Genomic DNA, 19,159 nt, shown 5'->3' on the forward strand with positions numbered 1-19,159 from the left:
CGATGCCGACCAGGGAGACCCGCACGAACGCGTCGATCACCAGTCCCCGGTCGAGGACGAGTTCCAGTACGTCGTACAGGCCGCTGCTGCCGCCTGTGCCGCCGGACGTCTGTGCCGGGACAACGGTCATGCCAACCGCGCCTCCTGTCTGTGTCTGCTGCGTCTGTGTCTGCTGCGCGTGTATGCGTCTTCGGACGTGAGCCGCCCGGGGCCGGGGCCGGTCTAGTGACCGCCGGTCCGGCGGGCGTCGGCGCGGCCGCGTTCGTAGCGGTGCAGGCGCCGGTAGCCGGTGAGCTGACCCCGCGGATCGAGTTCCACCTGGTAGCTCGCCATCAGGCTCATGGTGTCCGGCACCCGGGCCAGTTCCAGGACCTCGACCTCCAGCGACCAGCCGTCCTCCGTCTGCTCGAAACTCGTCACGGACTCCGCGCTCAGACCGGTCAGCTCGGCGAACTGGGCCCGCGCCTCACGCAGCACTTCCAACGGCCTCGGCCGGGACACCGGCCCACGGGCCTCGTCCTTACCACGTGGCTCCTGAGCACTCCGTGACTCGCGTGGATCCTGCGACTCCCCGGTGTTCTCCTTCTTCACCATGGCCACCTCTTCTCCTCCGGGTGGCCGAAGGCTCCATGGCCAAACCTGCGCGGGGCCTCACCCGTCCGCGGGGGAGCGTTCGTCGCCTCCGGAACCTGTGGCTCGCGCGACCCCGTAGGCGCCGAGTGACACCACGGCCCATGCCGCCGTAGCGGCCCCGAGCGCGAGCCACGCCGAGTGGTGACGGAGGAGAACCGTGGCGACGACGGCGAACGCCACGAGCCCCAGGGTGCCCAGGGCGGCGCCACGCGCGTCGTCGCGGGCGCTCATGAGCCCCTCCTCCTCGGCCACCAGGGTCAGGCTGGCCAGCAGGATGGCGGGAAAGGCGAGGAAGACGCCGCCGACGAACGACCCGAAGAGCCGTGACACGACGGCCGCCAGGAGTGACACGCCCGCGCCGAAGCCGAACCGAAGGAGCAGGTCCTTGCGTGGCGTGCGCGCGACCGCCCGCAGGTCGACCCGCACCCGGTCGGTGTCTTCGGCTCCCTTTCCACTGCCGTCCGCGGGCCGCGCCGATCGCCTCACGGCGCCACCGCGAAGGCGATGGCGGCCGCTGTCGCGAACCACACGACAAGGGCCGCCGCGGATCCGCGCATGGCTCCGAATCGGGCGAGCGCCGGAACATCGACGAGACAGTAGGCGGTGAACGCCAGTGCTCCGGCGACCATGCCCCGTGCCGCCGTCGCCGCGTCGAGGTCGCCCTTGAACACCACCGTCAAGATCAGCCCTCCCAGCGCCACCGAGGGGGCGGCGGCGAAGATCCCGGCCAGCCGCTTGGGCTCGACGGCCTCCGCCACCAGGGCGAAACCCACCACGAGCAGACCACCGATCAAGGGCTTCAGGACGAGCTCGAGCAGGGTCTTCATCCGCACAACCTCAGCGCCGAGGCACCACTGGCGCAACGACCCACGCTGGCAGCCCGTTGAATGCCCGCTGCCCGGACGCATACGTCGTACCGGCTCGCGGGCGATCGCGCGCTCTCCGGGACGGCCGCCTCGTCTCCCGGGGGCGAGCCGTCAGCCGAACCGGCCCGCCACGTAGTCCGCCGTCCGCTGGTCCTTCGGCGTGCCGAAGACGTCGTCGGTCGGGCCGTGCTCGACAATGCCGCCGGGGGTGCCCTGCTCGGCGAGGAAGAAGGCGCACTGGTGGGAGACGCGGGCCGCCTGCTGCATGTTGTGGGTGACGATCACGACCGTCACCTGGCCGGCGAGTTCCTGGATCGTCTCCTCGACCCGGCGGGTGGAGGTGGGGTCGAGGGCCGAGCACGGTTCGTCCATGAGCAGCACCCGGGGGCGCACGGCCAGCGCGCGGGCGATGCACAGGCGCTGCTGCTGGCCGCCGGAGAGCGCGCCACCGGGCTGGCGGAGGCGGTCCCTGACCTCCTTCCACAGGCCGGCGCGGGTGAGGGACTCCTCGACCAGTTCGTCCTTCGTCCGACGGCTCGCGCGCGTGCCCGTCAGACGAAGGCCCGCCACCACGTTGTCGTAGATCGACATGGCGGGGAAGGGGTTGGGCTTCTGGAAGACCATGCCGATGCGCCGCCGGGCGTCGGTCAGGCGGCGCTCGGGGGCGTAGATGTCCTCGCCCTCGAAGAGCACCTCGCCCGCGAAGGCCGCCGCCGGGATCAGCTCGTGCATGCGGTTGAGGGTGCGCAGGAACGTCGACTTGCCGCAGCCGGAGGGGCCGATCAGGGCGGTGACCTGGCCGGCGGGCATCGTCAGCGACACCCGGCTCAGCACCTGGTGGCTGCCGAACCAGGCCGACACCTCACGGGCCTCGAGCGTCGCGGGAGCGGTCATCGGCCCGCCCGGGGCGGCGGGGAAGGTGGTGACGTCGGTGACGGGGGGCAGGACGACCGTGTCGGTCAGGGAGTCGGTGGCATCGGTCACGGCGGGTACCTCGGTTCGCGGCTGGGCTCGGGAAGCGGTCACATCAGGTTGGGCAGCAGTTCGGTGGTCCGGGTGGCGACCTGGAGGCCCAGCACGGCGACCACCGGGGCGAAGACGATCCACGTCTGGTGGCGGCCCCAGCGGTGCCAGGTCCATACCGCGGCGACGGCCGCGACCAGCAGGGCCTGGAGCCACATCACCAGCGGCCACGGCACCCCGGAGGGGCGGGCCAGCGGCTGCTCGGACTCCGGCAGCGTGCCGGGCCTGATCACGGCCGCCGGGGTCTCGAAGGGTGCGGAGACCAGGTCCGCGTCGACGCGCAGGATGCCGCCCGGCATGTAGCTCGGGCCGGTGGCCGTGGCCAGCACCAGACGGCCCTGGCCGGAGGCCAAGGGGGCAGGCGCCGGGTCTCCGGCCCGCCGCACGCCGACGACCTGGTACTTCGCCGCGCCCTGGCCGGTCGTCACCGTGAACCTGTCACCCTCGGCGAGGTCGGCCAACCGTTCGAACGGGCCGCCGTAGGCGGCCGCCCGCCCCATCAGCACGCTGGTGCCGGCCTGCCCGGGCATCGGGGTGTCACGGCGGTGGCCGGGGCCGTCGGTCATGACGCCGGAGTCGGTCCCTTCGAGAACCACCTGACGCACGCGCAGGGAGGGGATGTCGATCAGGGCGACCGGCGTACCGGGCGCCAGCAGCCTGCCCTGCTGGTCGGTCTGGGAGACCGGGGCCGTGCCCAGGGCGAGTGCGTTGCGCAGTTCGTCGTACGCCGTGTGCTGGGCGGCCCGTTCCTGGACGCCGCTCAGGAACAGCAGTTGGGCGGTGATGCCGAGCAGCAGGGCGGCGAGGCTGAGCAGGGCGCCCCGGGCGATGTGGCGGACGGCCGGGACGCTCCGGACGCGGGTCCGGAGCAGGGCCGGTGCGGGCATGGTCTGTACGGCGACCGTCACGGCGGCCCGCCTCCTTCATGGGTCGTGGGGTTTCACGTACCGCCGGGGAGACCGCCGTCGCGGCGGCCTCCCCGGCAGCGGGGTCAGGTGGACTTGATGGTGAAGTTCGCGCTGTTCTTCGCGTTCACCGTCGAGGAGCCCGCGTAGTACGCGCGCAGCGTGTGCTTGCCGCGGCTCAGCTTCGGCAGGGTGATGGTCACCTTGCCGGACTTCAGCGTGCCGGTGGCGATCACCTTGGAGCCCTCGTAGACGCGCACGGTGCCGGTCGGCGTGGTGCCGGTCGCGGTGACCTTCGCGGTGACCTTGGCGCGGGCGGTGTGGCTGATCGAGGAGGGCCGGGTGACGGCGACCGACGGGGTCGCCTTGGTGATCTTCAGCGAGACCGTCGCCGAGGACGCGTTGAGCTTGCTGTCGCCGCCGTAGTAGACGGTCAGCTTGTGCGTCGCGACCTTCAGGTGGTTGGACAGGCTGACGGTGACCTTGCCGGAGGAGCTGAGGGTGCCGGTGCCGAGGGTGGTGGAGCCCTCCTTCACCGTCACCTTGCCGCTGGGGACGGCCCCGTTCGAGCCGGTGACGGTGACGGCGACCTTCGGCGCCTTGCCGTACGCGGTCGTCGTGGCGGTCGCCTTCGTGGTGCTCGCGGACTTGAGGGTGACGTCACCGGTCCAGGTGGCGGGGGCGCCGGTGCCGTTGAGGTTGGCGGCGGCGACCGTGGCGGTGTACTTGCCGCCGGCCAGACCGCTGAACGAGTACGACGTGGTCTTGGCCGGGACGTCCTTGGCCGCCGCGACGGTGCCGTCCGCACGGGTCAGCGTGACGCGGTAGTCGGTGACCGGCAGGCCGGGGGCGGCCGGGGCGGTCCACGTCAGCGCGAGCTTCCCGGTGTCGGCGGTGGCCTTGAGGGCCGGCGCGGCGGGCGCAGTGAGGTCGATGCCCGACTGCTCCAGACCGCCGAACTTGGCGTGCTTGGCCGGGTTGATCGAGCCGTTGTACGACTCGTTCATGAAGCCGAAGTCGGCGATGACCTTCTGGGAGTTGTCGGTGGCCATCTGGGCGGTGTGGCCGCTGTCGGTGACAAAGACGTCGTAGACGTCCTTGTCGAAGAAGATGCTGGTGGGGTCGATCGCCCGGCTGGGAACGACGTTGTAGACGTCCCGGCCGAAGGTGGCGTTCTCGTAGTAGCCGCGGACCGGCTCGAGCCGGCCGTTGACGGTCGTCACCGGGCTGGTGACGCCCTTGTCGCCGGGCAGCTGCACCGAGGCGAGGTGGGCGCCGGCGGCGGCAGCGGTCGTGCTGTGGTCCGGGGCGACCCCGTTGATCTGGGCGATCCAGCTGCCCACGGAGAACGGGACGAGCGCGCCGGCGGCGGTGAGGGCGTCGTTGGCCTGGTTCTCCTGAACGGTCGGGATCTTGGGGTCGATCGTCGAGTCGTTGAGACCGATCGTGCCGAGGAAGAAGGCGCGGGTGCCGGACCCGTTCTGCGGGATGTACGGGTGAACGGCCTGGCCGTTCACGTCCTTGAGGATGCCCGCGTAGATGTCGTGCAGCTGGTCGACCGTCAGGTTGTCCAGGGCCGAGCCGCGCACCGCGACACCGACGGCGTCCCGGGCGAAGGGGATGTAGGTGAGCGCGCTGCCGGAGGTGCTCGGGCCGCCGGAGGAGCGGGCGAAGTCGACCTGGCCCTTGATGGCGGCACCGTTGCTGTCGGGGAACTTGTCGCCCGTCAGCGACATGCTCAGCGCGAGACGGCCCTTGCCGGAGCCGTTGGGCCGCAGGAAGGACGGGCCGCCCGTGCGGGTCTGGATCTTGGAGGCGGTGGAGCCGGTGCCGGGCTCGACCGCGTCGTACGAGGCGATGCCCGCGCCGCCCGCCGACTTGATGGCGGAGCCGGCGTAGCCGGGGGCGTCACCGGCGAGGGCGTTGAGCACGTCCTGCGTGGTGTCGGAGCCCACGCCGACGAGCTGGCGGAACGTCCCGGCGGGTGCGGGGTCGGCGGACGCCGGGCTCGCCAGAGCGAGGCCACCGGCCACCACGGCGGCGGCGACGAGCGCGGCCGTAGAGCGCATTCTGCGCATCGAGAGTCTCCTGACGGTGTGCGTGGATGTGCTGTGCGGTGGGTGTGGGGGAGGTGCCGTGGGGGGTCCCTGCGTCGCGCCGGCCGAGAGCACGCCGAGGATCTGGCAGGGTGGTACAGGCCGTCCGCCCCGACTGCCTTTCGGGGCGGGCGGCCGTCTGTGGGGAGCCGGGCCCCGGAAGGCCCGGCTCCGGTCGGAGGGTCAGCCCCGGCCCGGCGGCAGCAGCCTCCGCAGCCGTTCGGGCAGGGTGAACGCCGGTACGACGGTCACCGTGCGGCCGCCGGGGAGCGGGACCCGCAGCGGGAGGCGCAGTCGGCTGCCGCCTGCGAAGGGCGCGCCCGCCGCCGCGGCGGCGCCGAGCCCGGCACCGACCGGGACGGCGTAGCGCAGCGCGTTCGCGGGGTCGGCCGGCGTGGTGCCGAAGGCCGTGGTCTGGACGGCCTTGCCGCCGTCGTAGGAGGGTGCGCCGCTGGGCGTGGGGCTCGCGTCCCCGCCGTCCGGGCCGGCCCCGCCGGAGCCGGTGCCGCCCCCGGCCGTATCGCCGCCCGACGCGCCCCCGGCGCCCGAGGCACCGCCCGCGCCGGAGCCACCCGAGCCCGAGCCGCCGGAGTCGGAGCCGCCGGAGCCCCCGCTGCCTCCGGTCGAGCCGCTTCCCGAGCCGCCGTCGTGGGACGAGGGCCCGGTGTAGTGCTCGAGCGTGTCGGCGGCGTGCAGTGCGCGGGTGCGCAGGTCCTTGGAGAGCGGCGCGTAACCGGCCGGGAGCCGGCCCGGGTCGGCGCCGCTGACCTGTCCGTCGCCCACCGCGTACCGCAGCAGGGCCGCGTAGTCCTTGCGGGCGGTGGCGTCCAGCTCGCCCGGCCGTGCGGCACCGTAGATCAGCTGGGCGAGCGGGTAGGCGCCTTCGGCGGTGGCCCGGCCCGGGCTGATCTCCGGCGCCCCCTTGCCGGCGGCGCTCGTGGCGGCGGCGGTCAGGGATGCCGTGGTGGGCGCGGTGAAGCGGCCGGCGGCGTTGCGCAGCCGGGCGGTCTGCAGTCCGTAGCGCTCGGCGGAGGCCGTGTCGGTGACCGCGATCACGAACCGCGATCCGACGGTCTGCGGGCCGGTGCTCTTGTACCCCGGGGGGTTGGCCAGCGCGTCCCAGGTCGCCTTCCACAGGGTGTCGGCGCGCCGGGTGTGCAGGGCGCCGGCGTGCATGTCGGACACGTACGGGTGGAAGTCGGTCATGCACTGCTTGTCGGTGGCGCCGGTGCCGGGCGGGATCGTGCACCAGGGGTCGCTCTTGGGGTAGTCGTCGGTGCGGGCCGGGTCGTAGGGCACGCCCGTCGGGTTCAGGTGCGTGTCGGTGCTGTAGTACGGGTTGACGCGCATGCCCCAGTCGTCGGCCGTCCCCGCGAGGAAGCCGCGGGCGTCCTTGTCGGACAGGATCCACTGCCACAGCGCGCGGGCCGTGTCCGAGTGGCCGAGCGAGGTGATCAGGTCGGTGTCGGTGGCCGGGGTCTCGGAGACCGACAGATGCGCGAACTCCGGGTTGAGGGCGATGAACTCGGGGTCGCTCGCGAGGCCCGCAGGGTTGTGCTGCGCCCAGCCGTAGCCCTTGGCGACCTGGTCGCCGAGCACCGCTCCCCAGGGGGAGTTGCGGTACGACTCGGTCAGCAGCTTGGCGACCAGGCGGGGCGTGAGGTCGATGGATTCGACCTTCGTCCCGGCGAGCCTCTGGATGTCGTCCGGGGCCCCTGCTTTGGGCCTGCGTTCGATGGTGAAGCCGATCACGGCTCCGGAGAGCGCGACGGGGGCGTAGGCCGTGGTGCCGGACGGCGCGGTGGTGCCCTCGTCGGTGCCCAGGGCCCGGGTGGTGAAGACGAGTCCGGCGGAGCCGGCGTTGGCGAGCCGGGTGCGGGCGTCGGGCTCACCGAGCTTGGTGTAGCCGTAGACCGTGCCGGTCGGGCACAGGGCCGTCTGCCAGCTGGTCATGGCGTCGGCGACGAGTTCGCTGCCCATGGTGGGCCGCTCGTCGGAGCCGAGGGCGCAGCCGCTGCCGACCGGGTTGAAGCGGAGCGGCACGGCGATGCGGTTCTTCCAGTTGGTGGAGGAGACGGGCGAGCCCGCGTTGACGATGCTCTTGTCGGCGTACGGCTCGCCGTCGAGGTCGAGGTGGCCCTGCGGGACGATCACCAGCCAGCAGGAGCGCGGCCGGGCAGCGCCCTTCTTTCCGGCCTGGGTACCGCACCCCAGGTGGGGTGCCTCGTTGGCGGTCTGCACCTCGAAGTACTCGCGGCCGGTGCCGTCGGAGCCGGTGCGGGCGAAGTCGACCTCGTTGGTGGTGTTGCGGTTGTAGAACGGGTTGTTCTGGGTGTTGGTGGTGACCATCGTGCCGTCGACCGACTTGAAGGGCACCTCGCCCTGGCCGAAGGCGCCGCCCGCGCCGTACCGGTCGTCCTCGCCGTAGCTGGTGGGGGCGGCGCTGTAGGTGACGTTGCGCGTGTCGTCGCGTTCGTTGCCCGGCCAGCTGCCCCGGCCGGTGGTCGGAGAGGCGCCGTACTGGCACTGGGTGCGCGGCGGGCCGGGGTTGCCCGGGACCGTGCCGTCGTCGTCGCCCCAGCACTGCATGATCTGCACGAAGTCGGTGTTGAACAGGGTGCCCGCGAACGTGGTCGGGGTGCCGCCGGTCCAGGAGACGGTGATCGCCTGGCTGGTCAGGTGGGTGGTCTGGTCGACCGTGAACTTCATGTCCTTGAACTCGCCGCGCCCGGAGACCGTGACGGCGGAGCCGGTGCCTGCCGTACCGCTCGCGGCGGTCGCGGGCTGGGCGGCCTGGGCCACGCAGAGGCCCGCGAGGGCGCCGGCGGCGGTCCCGGCCATCAGCCGCAGGAGCAGCCCGCGCACGCGCGCCGTCCTGCCTCGTGTGTCGCGGCTCATCGCGAACCCCCGTCCGTGAACCGGTCGTGGCCGCCGCGGCCGCCGTTGCGGGCGGCGATCGCCCGGGAGACGACGGAGGGCAGCAGGACGAGCCCGAGCAGCAGCAGGGCGGTGATGAGCATCAGTGTCTGGGTGCCGGTCCAGCCGTGGCGCCCGGCCACCGTGACCGGCTGGGCCAGGGCGACGGTGCCGTCGGCGACCGTGGCGCCGCCGCCCGCCGCGCCGTTGGGCGCGAGGGTCTGCCCGGTGTCGGGGTCGACGGACGGCTGTCCGGCGCCGTCCGGTCCGGTGCCGTCCGGTCCGGTGCCGCCCGTGCCGCCGGCGCCGCCGGTGCCGCCCGTGCCGCCGCCGGAGGTACCTCCCGTCGCCGACCCGCCCCCGGTGGAACCGCCGGTCGCGCCGCCGCCGGTGGAACCTCCGCCGGTGGAGCCGCCGTTCGTGCCGCCGCCGGTGGATCCACCCGAGGCGCCACCGGAAGTTCCGGAGCCGTCGCCGGACTTGGCGCCGCCGCTGCCCGTGGTGCAGGCTGCGGCGCCCTTCTTGTCGCACTCCGCCGGGTAGGGCGCGGTCTCGGCGAGCTTGTTGTGGCCGTCGGCCGTGAAGGTCGGGTTGTTGCAGCCCTTGATGTTGATGTTCTGGGTCTGCACGCCGGGGATCCGGCGGATCTGGTCGAAGCCCGCCTTGACGAGGTTGATCGGCAGTGGCGAGTACCCCAGTTGCGGTGCCTGCTGCTGGCCCTGGCACATGAAGTAGTAGGAGAACGCGCCGAGCGTCTTGCCCTTCTCCTTGGTGAACGTGCCCTGCACCTTCAGCGGCAGGATCATGTACGAGTAGCTGGAGAGCGGGTAGTTGCGCTTGTCCCTGTCGTTGTAGACGCCGTCGAGCTGCTGGGTGAGGTAGTCCGGCGAGCCCTTGTTCGTGTTGATCCTCGCCTGGAGCAGCGAGACCGCGACGTTCTGCGGGGTCGGCTCGGTGTAGTAGCCGGCGTGGTTGAGGACCTTGGCGACCGGGTAGTGCGCGTTGAGCGCGTACGAGTAGTTGACGTAGCCGATCGCGCCCTCGCCGTAGCTCTGGGCCACGTACGCGGCGACACCGAGGTCACCGGACTGGGCGATCATGCCGGGGACCGTCGGGTAGTACGAGGTCTGCCCGCACGCGCCGGAGCGTCCGACCTTGCGGCAGTAGTCCTGCCACTGCGCCTTGTGCTGGTTGGCCATCCACAGCGTGAACTGGGCCGTCGAGCCGGAACCGTCCGAGCGGACCACCGGGACGACGGGGCGGTGCGGCAGCTGAAGACCGGGGTTGTCGGCCTTGATCGCCGGGTCGTCCCAGGACTTGATGGCGCCGGTGAAGATCTTGGTGACCACGTCACCGGAGAGCCGGAGGTTGGTGACCCGCCGGCCGTTGACCGTCAGGTGGTACATGAAGACGGTGCCGCCGGCCACGATCGGCATGTAGGCGTACGATCCGCCGGCCGGCCGTTCGGCGGCGGAGCCGTCGGTCGGGTTGGTCTGGAACGGGATGTCCGAGACGGCGAAGTCCACCGTGCCGCTGAGGAACTGGCGGCGGCCGTCGGAGGATCCGGTGCCGGCGTAGCTGATCCGCATGCCGTACTGGTTGACGGCACGGCGCCATTCGTCGACGGCGTTCTCGGCCCAGGTGGAGCCGGCTCCGGCGATCGGGGTGTAGCTCTCGGCGGCGGCGGTCGCCGCGAGCGGGCCGGCCAGCAGCCCGGCGATCATGGCGAGCAGCGCGCCCAGGATCGCCGGCGCGCGCAGGCGGCGCGGACGAAGGTGCAGGTGACTGCGCATCAGTCGGTTTCTCCGGGCTTGTGTCCCAGGTCCTCGGTGGTGGGCCTGGAAGGTGTGGAGTACGGGTCGGTGGTCTGCGGGACGCGGTCGAACAACGAGAGCGCGGGGGAGCGCAGTTCGGCGAAGCGGTCCACGTCGCGGCGCGAGGCGCCGGCCGCGCGACGGGCTTGCCGGCGGCTGAGATGGCCGGGGCCGCGTCCGCCGATCACCCGGGCGACGGCGAACAGCACGAGGACCAGAGCCATCAGGACGGCCGCCGCGCCGAAACCGCGGGCGATGTACGTGGGCTCGGGCGATTTGACGAGGGTGAAGACGGCCAGCGGCAGCGAGATCATCGGCCCGTCCGTCGGATTGGCGTTGATCGCCGCGATGTAGCCGGCGGTGAGCAGTACGGGCGAGGTCTCGCCGATACCGCGGGCCGTGCCGAGGATCACCGCGGTGGCGAGCCCGGAGCGCGAGGTCGGCAGGACCACGTGCCACACGGTGCGCCAGCGCGGAGCGCCCAGCGCCTCGGCCGCCTCGGTCAGCGTGCCGGGCACCAGCCGCAGCACGACGTCCGCCGCGCGGATCACGATCGGCAGCATCATCACGCTGATCGCGAAGCCCGCCGCGAGGCCGGACTTCTGCATGCCGAGGCCGAGGATCCAGGTGGCGTACACCATCAGGCCGGCCACGATCGACGGCAGCGCCGTCATCGCCTCCACGATGGTCCGTACGAACCGGGAGAAGCGGCCCGGGATCTGGTTGAGGTAGACCGCGCAGGCCAGGCCCAGCGGAACGGTGATCGCCAGGGCGATGGTTATCTGGATGAGAGTGCCGAGCATCGCGTGGGCGATACCGCCGTGGTTGAGCGGGTCCAGCGGGCCCGTGGACTGCATGTCCTCGGTGAAGAAGTTGAGGTGCCCCAGCGCCTCGTGCCCGCGCCAGGCGGTGAAGCCGACGACGAGGATGAGCGCGAGGAACAGCAGCGTGGCCGCTGTCCACAGCACCACGGTCATCACCCGGTCGCGTACGGCCTGCCCGTCCTCCTCCAGTCCGGTCAGCACCGCGTAGCAGGCGAGGAAGGCGAGGTAGGCGGTGACCGTGAACCCCAGCAGGCCGGAGAACGGGGCGAGTTGACCGAACAGCAGCACGGCGGTGCAGAGCCCCGAGAGGGCGGCCCCGCACAGGGCGAGCACACCCGAGCGTGTCGCGCCGCCGATCCGGCGGGGCTGGTCGGGGAGTTCGGCGGGCGCGGGAGCGCCGGGGGGTGCCGAGTCCTCGGTGATGTCGTGGGCGGTGTCCTGGACGACGGTCATCTCATGCCTCGCTCTGTGCGCCGGAACGGGAGCGGGCCGCGATGGTGGAGGCGGTGAAGTTGACCGCCAGGGTGAGCACGAACAGCGCCAGGCCCGCCGCCATCAGCGCCGACATACCGAAGGGGGAGGCGTCGCCGTAGTGCAGCGCGATCAGCGCGGAGACCGAGTTCGCGCCGGTCTGCAGGATGTGCGGCTGGATGACGAAGACCGGGGAGATGATCATGTAGACCGCGATCGTCTCGCCGAGCGCCCTGCCCAGCCCGAGCATCGTCCCGCCGATGATGCCGCCCTTGCCGTAGGGCAGGACGACCGCGCGGATCATCCCCCAGCGGGTGGCGCCGAGCGCGTAGGCGCCCTCGCGTTCGCCGGCCGGCGCCTGCGCGAAGACCTCGCGCATCACCGAGCACTGGATCGGCGTGACCATCAGGGCGACGACGATGCCGGCGACGAAGGTGGACGCGGTGTAGACGCTGGCGGAGGCGAGCGGGTCGCCCGGCTGGGTGCCGTCCACCTTGAAGAGGGGAATCCAGCCGAACCAGTCGGACAGCCAGCGCGACAGCCCGATGACGTTCTCCTGGAGGAGGAACAGCCCCCACAGCCCGTACACCACCGACGGCACGGCGGCCATCAGGTCGACCATGGTGACCAGGGAGCGGCGCAGCTTCCGCGGCGCCACGTCCGAGATGAACAGGGCCGTCGCGATGGCCAGGGGAACGGAGATGATCACCGCGACGGCGGCGATCAGCAGGGTTCCGGTGAGCACGGCCGCGATGCCGAAGTTGTGAACGTCCGGCTGCCACGCGGCCGTGGTGAGGAACGAGAACTTGGCGACGCGCAGCGCCTGTCCGGCCCTCAGCAGCAGGAACAGGCCGACCGCCGCCATGATGGCGAGGACGACGACTCCGGTGGCCGTCAGCTGGAAGCGGAAGACCCCGTCACCGAACCCGCGCGCGGCGCGGGGCCGCCGGGGCGCCGGTCCACCCGACTCCGGGCTGTCGTACTGCCCTCTGTAGGGCTCCGGTCTGTCGGAGTCAGGTCTGTCGGGCTCCGATCTGTCGGACTGCCCTCTGTCGGAGTCAGGTCTGTCGGGCTCCGATCTGTCGGAAGCCGATGCCTCGGACGCCGCTGTGCCCAGGCCGGGTCCGTCCGCATCTCGTCCGCCGAGCCCATGGTGCGTGGCCACCACGTGTGGTCCCCCCACTGTGGAAACGAATCTCGCGATGACCGGTCGGTCCGCGCGATGAGATTCAATGGCCGGATCTTGTCGCCCCAACGCGTCTCGCATGGCCGATTAATGAACGGTTCATGCCATTTCTGTGCCGCTCCTGTGCGCGCGTCGAGTGCGGCGTCCCGGCTGTCCCGCCTCGTGTCGACGTGGGCGAGGGCGCGTTGTGGACACCACGTACGCTTAGGCGAGCCTAAGCTAAGCGATACGGGGAAGGGTTCATGTCAGGAGTCCCAAGACGCCGCTTCGGGTGGCTGGTCACCACTCTTCTCCTGTTGTTGCTGGCGGTGCTGCTCAGTCTCGCGGTGGGCAGTCGCCCGGTGGCGCCCTCGGTGGTCTGGGACGCCCTGCTGCACGGCGGGACCAGCGCCGACGCGCAGGTCGTACGGTCGTTGCGAGTGCCGCGGACGGTCATCGGGGTGATGGTCGGGGCCGCGCTCGCCGTTGCCGGAACGGTTCTTCAGGGGATCACCCGGAACCCCATCGCGGAGCCCGGCATCCTGGGCATCAGCCAGGGAGCGTCGATGGGCGTCGTCTGCGCCATCGCCTTCCTCGGGGTGCACAGCCTGACCGGGTACGTCTGGTACGCGTTCGTGGGCGCGGGAGTCGCGTCGGTCCTGATCTACGCCGTCGCCAGCAGTGGGCGAGGCGGGGCGTCCCCGGTCAAGCTGGCGCTGGCGGGTGCCGCGATGAACGCGTTCCTCGCCTCGCTGATCTCGGCCGTCCTCACCACCAACGCACGCGCCCTGGACGAGTTCCGGTTCTGGGACGTCGGTTCGATCAGCGGCCGGGACGCCACGATCGCCGGGCAGGTCTGGCCGTTCCTCCTCGCCGGCCTGCTGCTGGTGCTGGCCATGGCGCGCGGCCTCGACGCGCTCGCGCTCGGCGACGACATCGCCCGGGGCCTTGGCCGCAACGTCGCGCTGCTGCGAGCAACCGGCGCCCTGGGCGCGACCGTTCTGACCGGCGCCGCGGTCGCGGCGGCCGGTCCCATCGCCTTCATCGGCCTCGCCGTGCCGCACATGGCCCGGGCCCTCGTCGGACCGGGCCACCGCTGGCTGCTGCCGGTGGCCGCGCTGCTCGGGCCGGTGATGCTGCTGCTGGCGGACGTGCTCGGACGGGTCGTGGTGCGGCCCGCGGAGGTGCCCGTGGCCGTGATGACCGCGCTGGCCGGTGTGCCGTTCCTGATCGTGCTGGTCCGTCGGAAGGCGGTGGCGGCATGACGCGGTTGAGTCACGGGGAGCGCGCGGCGCACCTGGAGCAGACTGAGCACGCGGGGCACGGCGCACACGATGCCGCCGGCGGCAACGGCGGCAACGGCGGCAACGGCGGCAACGGCGGCAACGGCGGCAACGGCGGCAACGGCGGCGGGCGTCCGTCCGGCCGGCCCGCCGGGCATGCCGTGCTGCGGGCCGGGCGGGGCAGTTTCCTGGTGCATCGCAGGGCCCTGGTGGTGGGTGCCGTCCTCGCCCTGCTGCTCGCGGGCGCCGTGGTGACGTCGCTGTGCGTCGGCGAGTCGTTCGTCGCGCCGAGCGAGGTGGTCCGCGTTCTGCTGGGGTTGCCCAGCCCCGACCGACTGGTGGTCGGCACACTGCGGTTGCCGCGCCTGGTGACCGGCCTTCTGGTGGGCATCGCCTTCGGCCTGTCCGGCGCGCTGATCCAGACCATGGCCCGCAACCCGCTCGCCAGCCCGGACGTCATCGGCGTGACGCACGGCGCGGGAGCGGCGACGGTCGCCGCGATGACGTTCGGCCTCACCTCGTACGCCGTTCTGCCGTACGTGTCCGTGGCGGGCGGTCTGCTCGCCGCGCTGCTCGTCTACCTGTTCGCCTGGCGGGGCGGGCTGGCCGCCTCCCGCTTCGTCCTGATCGGCATCGGCATCTCGGTCGCGCTCGGTTCGCTGACCCGGCTGTGGGTGACCAAGGGCGACTATCTGGTCGCGCAGCAGGCCAAGACCTGGCTCACCGGATCGCTCAACGGCCGCGGTTACGACCAGGCGGCACCGCTCGCGACGGTCCTGGTGCTGCTGGTGCCGTTCCTGCTGTGGGCGGCCCGCGCGCAGCGCGGCTCGGCCTTCGACGACGACACGGCCGTCGCCCTCGGTGTCCGGCTCGGCCGCGTCCGGGTCGGGCTCAGCGTCCTCGGTGTCGTGCTGGCGTCCGTCGCGACCGGGGCGGCGGGGCCTGTCGACTTCGTGGCCCTGCTCGCCCCGCAGATCGCCCGCCGGCTCACCCGTGCCCCGCACATTCCGCTGGTGTGCTCCGCGCTGACGGGCGCGCTGATCGTGGTCGTCGGAGATCTGCTGGCCCGCAGGCTCCTCTCGCCGCTGGAGCTTCCGGTCGGCGTGTTTACCGCCCTGGTGGGCGCCCCCTATCTGATGTGGCTGATCGTCCGTACCCGTAGCAGCCGTTCCGGAGGAACCGCGTGACCGGCAACCATCCCACCGCCCTGGGGACTTCCCGTCTCGCCGCGCGGGGGCTCACCCTCGCCTACGAGGACCGTACGGTCGTCGAGGAGCTGGACCTGGACGTCCCGGACGGCAGGGTCACCGTCATCGTGGGCCCCAACGCCTGCGGAAAGTCCACCCTGTTGCGCGCCCTGGGCCGACTGCTGAAGCCGCGGCGCGGGGCCGTCCTGCTGGACGGAACCGAACTGGCCCGCCTGCCCACCAAGCGGATCGCCCAGGCGGTCGGGCTGCTGCCGCAGACCCCGGTGCCGCCGGAGGGGATCACGGTCGGGGATCTGATCGCGCGTGGGCGCCAGCCGCACCAGAAGTGGTGGCAGCAGTGGTCCGAGACGGACGAGGCATCCGTCTCGCAGGCCATGGAACGCACCGGGACCGCCGATCTCGCCGAGCGTCCGGTCGACGAACTGTCGGGCGGGCAGCGCCAACGGGTGTGGATCGCCATGGCACTTGCCCAGGACACCGATCTGCTGCTGCTCGACGAGCCGACGACGTATCTGGACATCGCCCACCAGGTGGAGGTCCTTGACCTGGTGCGCAGGCTCAACCGGGAACGCGGCCGGACGGTGGTGGCGGTGCTGCACGACCTCAACCAGGCCGCGCGCTACGCCGACCATCTGATCGCCATGCGGGCGGGGAGGATCGTCGCGCAGGGGCCGCCCGGCGACATCGTCACCGCCGAGCTGGTTCAGGAGGTGTTCGGGCTCGCGTCGGTCGTCGTGCCGGACCCGGTCACGGGCGGGCCCATGGTGGTACCCGGCCCTCCGCGGTCGGCGGACGGCACGGGCGCGGGCGAGGACACGCAGGGCGGAGCGACCGTCCCGGCGGCGCGGAACGGCGCCCGGTGAACTGCGAACAGGCGCTTCGGAAATGAGCCGACAAGGCGGCATGTGACCGGAAGCACATGCTCCGGATGCACCAGACACACAGGCATCTCATAAGGTAAGCCTTACCTAAAACTCTGCGGGTTCGCCGGGGTCTTGACCCTGGCGTTTCCCGTATGTCCCCACCCCTCTCACGACGGGAGCGCCTTTCCATGTCCGCCGGACGCCGCCGCATCACCGCCGCAGCCCTCACTCTCGCCGCCGCGCTCGCCCTGACGGCCTGCGGTGGATCCTCCGCAGGCGGCGAGGGCTCGGGCGGCACGTCCTCGGCCGGGGCAGGGGCGGGCGGCAAGAAGTCCGTCGCCCAGGGCGGGGAGGACTTCAAGGACGCCGCGAAGAAGACCGCCGCCATGGGCACCGACGCGGCACCGGGCGAGTGGCCCCGCACCGTCACCCACGCCATGGGCAAGACCGAGTTGACGTCCCAGCCCAAGCGCGTAGTGGTCCTCGACGTCGGCGAACTCGACAACGTCGTCTCCCTGGGCGTCAAGCCGGTCGGCCTCGCGCCCACCGAGGGATCCCCCGAACTCCCGTCGTACCTGAAGAAGGACGCGGGCAGCCCGAAGAACGTCGGCACGATCAACAACCTCAACCTGGAAGCGATCGCCGCGCTCAAGCCCGACCTCATCCTGGGCAGCCAACTCCGCGCCGCCGACAAGTACGACGAGCTGTCACAGATCGCGCCGACCGTCTTCTCCCTCCGCCCCGGCTTCACCTGGAAGGAGAACTACCTGCTCAACGCCGCCGCGCTCGACAAGACCGCGCAGGCGAAGCAGAAGCTCGCCGCCTACGAGAAGAGGGCCGGGGCCCTCGGCGAGAAGCTCGGTGCCGACAAGCCGACCGTCTCGATGGTCCGTTACCTGCCCGACGGCGTCATCCGCCTGTACGCCAACGCCTCGTTCATCGGCACGATCCTCAAGGACGCCGGCATCCCCCGGCCGAAGAACCAGGACATCGACGACCTCGCCGCCGAGGTCAGCGCCGAGAACATCGACCAGGCCGACGCCGACTACATCTTCACCGGCGTCTACGGTGACGTGAAGGCGACCGACAAGTCCAAGGCGCAGAGCAACCCGCTCTGGAAGAGCCTCGGCGCCGTCAAGGCGGGGCACGCCTACGACGTCCCGGACGAGACCTGGTACCTCGGCCTCGGCGTGACGGCCGCCCAGGAGGTACTCGGCGACCTGGAAACGCACCTCACCAAGTAGGCCCCGGCCGCGAGGACCGAACGCGAACGGCGTGTGGAACCTCGGCGGCGGTCTCGCGCCGATGATCGCCCTGGCCCCCGGCCGGGCGGTTGGGGAAGGAACCCGCCCGGCCGGGGGTGTCGGTGCGGTGGCGACTACCCCTTCGGGCAGAAGGGGTACGGCTCCAGGGCGAAGGAGACGTCGCTGGTCTCGCCACCCTTGAGACGGACGTCGGTGGTCCGCGCCCGCCACTGGTCCTTGGCGACGATGACCGTCAACGGCCCGGAGTGCTCACCGATCCACAGGGCGTACGCACCGTCGCGACCGGTGCGCAGGACCCGGTGGAACCCGTCCGCCGAGAGCGTCACCGTGGCCGCGCCGATCGCTCCGGCGCCGCCGTCGGCGCAGGTGGCGCTGGTGACGGTGCCCTTGACCTTGCCCCACTGGCCGGGCGCGGTCACCTTGAAGATCACCCGCACCGGGTCGACGCGGTCGCCCCGGTCGGTGCCGACGGTGAGCGAGGCGGTGTAGCTGCCGGGCTGGGCGAGGTTCGCGCTGTCCATGGTGACGGTGACCGCGCGCTCCTGGCCGGGTTCGAGCACGAACTCGGCCGGGTCCGGCGTCAGCCAGTCGACACCGCTGCCGCAGGAGTCGTAACCGGGCAGGAGCTCGGCGTACGTGGTCCCCGCGAAGCCGCCCGTGGAGCCGCCGATCCGGTAGAGGCCGCAGGCGCTGCCGCCCCGGTAGGAGGCCTGCCCGGAGTTGGGCAGCGCGCTCCAGGCATCGGCCGCCGGGTCGTACTGGTAGCCCGCGTTGGTGTACACGTCGCCACTGGAGCCGCCGGAGACCAGCAGCCTGCCGCCCGCGGCCGTGAACCCGGAGGCCCACAGCGACTCGGGCATGTCCCTCAGCTTCGCCCAGCTGTCGGTGCCCGGGTCGTAGGTGTACGTGCCGGCGGTGGCCCCGCCCGCGTCGGTGAAGCCGCCCGCGCAGTACAGCCGTCCCGCGATGGCGCCGCAGGACGTCCAGGACACCGGCTCCGGGTAGGGGGCGCGGGCGCTCCAGGTGCCGGCGGCCGGGTCGTAGGACTGGACGGTGGTGTGTCCGCAGACGTTCTTGTCGCAGCCGCCGACGGTGTACAGCTTGCCGTCGAGCACGGCGGACGCGGCGGCGGCCAGCGGCTCGGGGTTGGCCACGGCCTTGCTCCAGGTGTCCTGCTGCGGGTCGTAGACCTCGGTGGTCTCGACCGGGGAACCGGAGTTGGTCCAGCCGCCGGTGACATAGAGCTTGCCGTCGACGAACCCCCCGGTGGGCTTCTCACGGACCGTGCTCATCGGCGCGACGGTGTTCCAGACGCCGCTGACGGGGTCGTAGGCGCGCACGGTCGCCACCATGGCGGCGTTGCTGACGCCGCCCGCCGAGTAGACCTTTCCGCCCGGTCCCACGGACACCAGGTTGTCCATGACGGGTTCGGGGTGGGCGGTGATCGACTCCCAGGGTGCTTCAGCGAGTTGAGCCTCGGTTCCCGTGTCGGCGGTGCCGTCGCCCCGGTCGGTTCCGGCGGTGAGGCGGTGCGGGTTCGCGGCGCCCTTCACGTCCTTGCGGGCGGCTCCCGCCCGCTGGATGGTGAAGTCGCCGGCGGACTCGCCGAGGATCACCTTGCGGGTCTCGGTCCCGTGGTTGGCGAAGGTCAGGGCGGCCTCGGCGGAGCCGCCCAGCTCCGCGGTGGCCGTCAGCTCCGAGGTGCTGACGGTGACATCGGGCGCCTCGTCGGCCTGGGCCGAGGCACCGGTGACAAGCCCGGCGGCGAGTACGACGACCGCCGCCGAGATGCCGAGGAGGGATCTGCGGCGCATGGGAATCTCCCTG

16 protein-coding genes are annotated in these 19,159 nt (G+C 72.1%); 4 read left to right on the forward strand and 12 right to left on the reverse strand.

Going from position 1 to position 19,159, the window contains the following annotated elements:
- The 11 genes from gvpJ to pstC form a co-directional block, all read right to left on the reverse strand.
- A partial coding sequence (gvpJ, locus tag ACWEK3_RS36655; protein WP_450547198.1) for a gas vesicle protein GvpJ occupies positions 1 to 130 on the reverse strand: 130 nt, incomplete at its 3' end.
- 92 nt (positions 131 to 222) lie between these two features.
- The gene (locus ACWEK3_RS36660) at positions 223 to 594 is read right to left on the reverse strand and encodes a gas vesicle protein GvpO (RefSeq protein WP_450547196.1); all 372 of its coding nucleotides are present in this window, start codon (positions 592 to 594) and stop codon (positions 223 to 225) included.
- Between the two features lie 57 nt (positions 595 to 651).
- Positions 652 to 1,119: a DUF3147 family protein gene (locus tag ACWEK3_RS36665; protein ID WP_450547195.1), complete on the reverse strand. Its 468-nt coding sequence runs from the start codon at positions 1,117 to 1,119 to the stop codon at positions 652 to 654.
- Positions 1,116 to 1,460 (reverse strand): DUF3147 family protein, encoded by a 345-nt coding sequence (locus tag ACWEK3_RS36670; RefSeq protein WP_450547194.1) that lies wholly within the window; start codon positions 1,458 to 1,460, stop codon positions 1,116 to 1,118. Before ACWEK3_RS36670 ends, ACWEK3_RS36665 begins: the two co-directional genes overlap by 4 nt.
- A 150-nt stretch (positions 1,461 to 1,610) precedes the next feature.
- Positions 1,611 to 2,393, reverse strand: coding sequence for a phosphate ABC transporter ATP-binding protein PstB (gene pstB, locus ACWEK3_RS36675; protein ID WP_450547197.1), 783 nt, complete (start codon positions 2,391 to 2,393; stop codon positions 1,611 to 1,613).
- Between the two features lie 128 nt (positions 2,394 to 2,521).
- The gene (locus tag ACWEK3_RS36680) at positions 2,522 to 3,430 is read right to left on the reverse strand and encodes a sortase (RefSeq protein WP_390873284.1); all 909 of its coding nucleotides are present in this window, start codon (positions 3,428 to 3,430) and stop codon (positions 2,522 to 2,524) included.
- A gap of 83 nt (positions 3,431 to 3,513) precedes the next feature.
- A complete protein-coding gene (locus ACWEK3_RS36685) occupies positions 3,514 to 5,505 on the reverse strand; it encodes an Ig-like domain repeat protein (RefSeq protein ID WP_453251680.1) in 1,992 nt (663 codons plus the stop codon).
- Positions 5,506 to 5,706: 201 nt separating this feature from the next.
- Positions 5,707 to 8,388 carry a hypothetical protein gene (locus tag ACWEK3_RS36690; protein WP_453251681.1) on the reverse strand — a complete coding sequence of 894 codons (2,682 nt, stop codon included), beginning with the start codon at positions 8,386 to 8,388 and terminating at the stop codon, positions 5,707 to 5,709.
- 29 nt (positions 8,389 to 8,417) lie between these two features.
- Positions 8,418 to 10,232 (reverse strand): phosphate ABC transporter substrate-binding protein PstS, encoded by a 1,815-nt coding sequence (pstS, locus tag ACWEK3_RS36695; protein WP_453251682.1) that lies wholly within the window; start codon positions 10,230 to 10,232, stop codon positions 8,418 to 8,420.
- On the reverse strand, positions 10,232 to 11,530 hold the full coding sequence (pstA, locus tag ACWEK3_RS36700) for a phosphate ABC transporter permease PstA (RefSeq protein ID WP_453251683.1): 1,299 nt from the start codon (positions 11,528 to 11,530) through the stop codon (positions 10,232 to 10,234). Before pstA ends, pstS begins: the two co-directional genes overlap by 1 nt.
- A 1-nt stretch (position 11,531) precedes the next feature.
- The gene (gene pstC, locus ACWEK3_RS36705; RefSeq protein WP_453251684.1) at positions 11,532 to 12,815 is read right to left on the reverse strand and encodes a phosphate ABC transporter permease subunit PstC; all 1,284 of its coding nucleotides are present in this window, start codon (positions 12,813 to 12,815) and stop codon (positions 11,532 to 11,534) included.
- Between the two features lie 161 nt (positions 12,816 to 12,976).
- Between pstC and ACWEK3_RS36710 the strand changes: the two genes are divergently transcribed.
- The 4 genes from ACWEK3_RS36710 to ACWEK3_RS36725 all read left to right on the forward strand — a co-directional run bounded on the left by ACWEK3_RS36710 (position 12,977) and on the right by ACWEK3_RS36725 (position 17,311).
- Positions 12,977 to 13,978, forward strand: coding sequence for a FecCD family ABC transporter permease (locus tag ACWEK3_RS36710; protein WP_365776646.1), 1,002 nt, complete (start codon positions 12,977 to 12,979; stop codon positions 13,976 to 13,978).
- On the forward strand, positions 13,975 to 15,183 hold the full coding sequence (locus ACWEK3_RS36715) for a FecCD family ABC transporter permease (RefSeq protein ID WP_453251685.1): 1,209 nt from the start codon (positions 13,975 to 13,977) through the stop codon (positions 15,181 to 15,183). Before ACWEK3_RS36710 ends, ACWEK3_RS36715 begins: the two co-directional genes overlap by 4 nt.
- Positions 15,180 to 16,067 (forward strand): ABC transporter ATP-binding protein, encoded by an 888-nt coding sequence (locus ACWEK3_RS36720; RefSeq protein ID WP_450546504.1) that lies wholly within the window; start codon positions 15,180 to 15,182, stop codon positions 16,065 to 16,067. Before ACWEK3_RS36715 ends, ACWEK3_RS36720 begins: the two co-directional genes overlap by 4 nt.
- 188 nt (positions 16,068 to 16,255) lie before the next feature.
- Positions 16,256 to 17,311 carry an ABC transporter substrate-binding protein gene (locus tag ACWEK3_RS36725; protein WP_450546505.1) on the forward strand — a complete coding sequence of 352 codons (1,056 nt, stop codon included), beginning with the start codon at positions 16,256 to 16,258 and terminating at the stop codon, positions 17,309 to 17,311.
- 134 nt (positions 17,312 to 17,445) lie between these two features.
- On the opposite strand, the gene ACWEK3_RS36730 is transcribed toward ACWEK3_RS36725, so the two are convergent.
- Positions 17,446 to 19,146 carry a kelch repeat-containing protein gene (locus tag ACWEK3_RS36730; RefSeq protein WP_453251686.1) on the reverse strand — a complete coding sequence of 567 codons (1,701 nt, stop codon included), beginning with the start codon at positions 19,144 to 19,146 and terminating at the stop codon, positions 17,446 to 17,448.
- Between the last annotated feature and the right edge of the window lie 13 nt (positions 19,147 to 19,159).

The organism is Streptomyces sp. NPDC004721, from assembly GCF_053601495.1.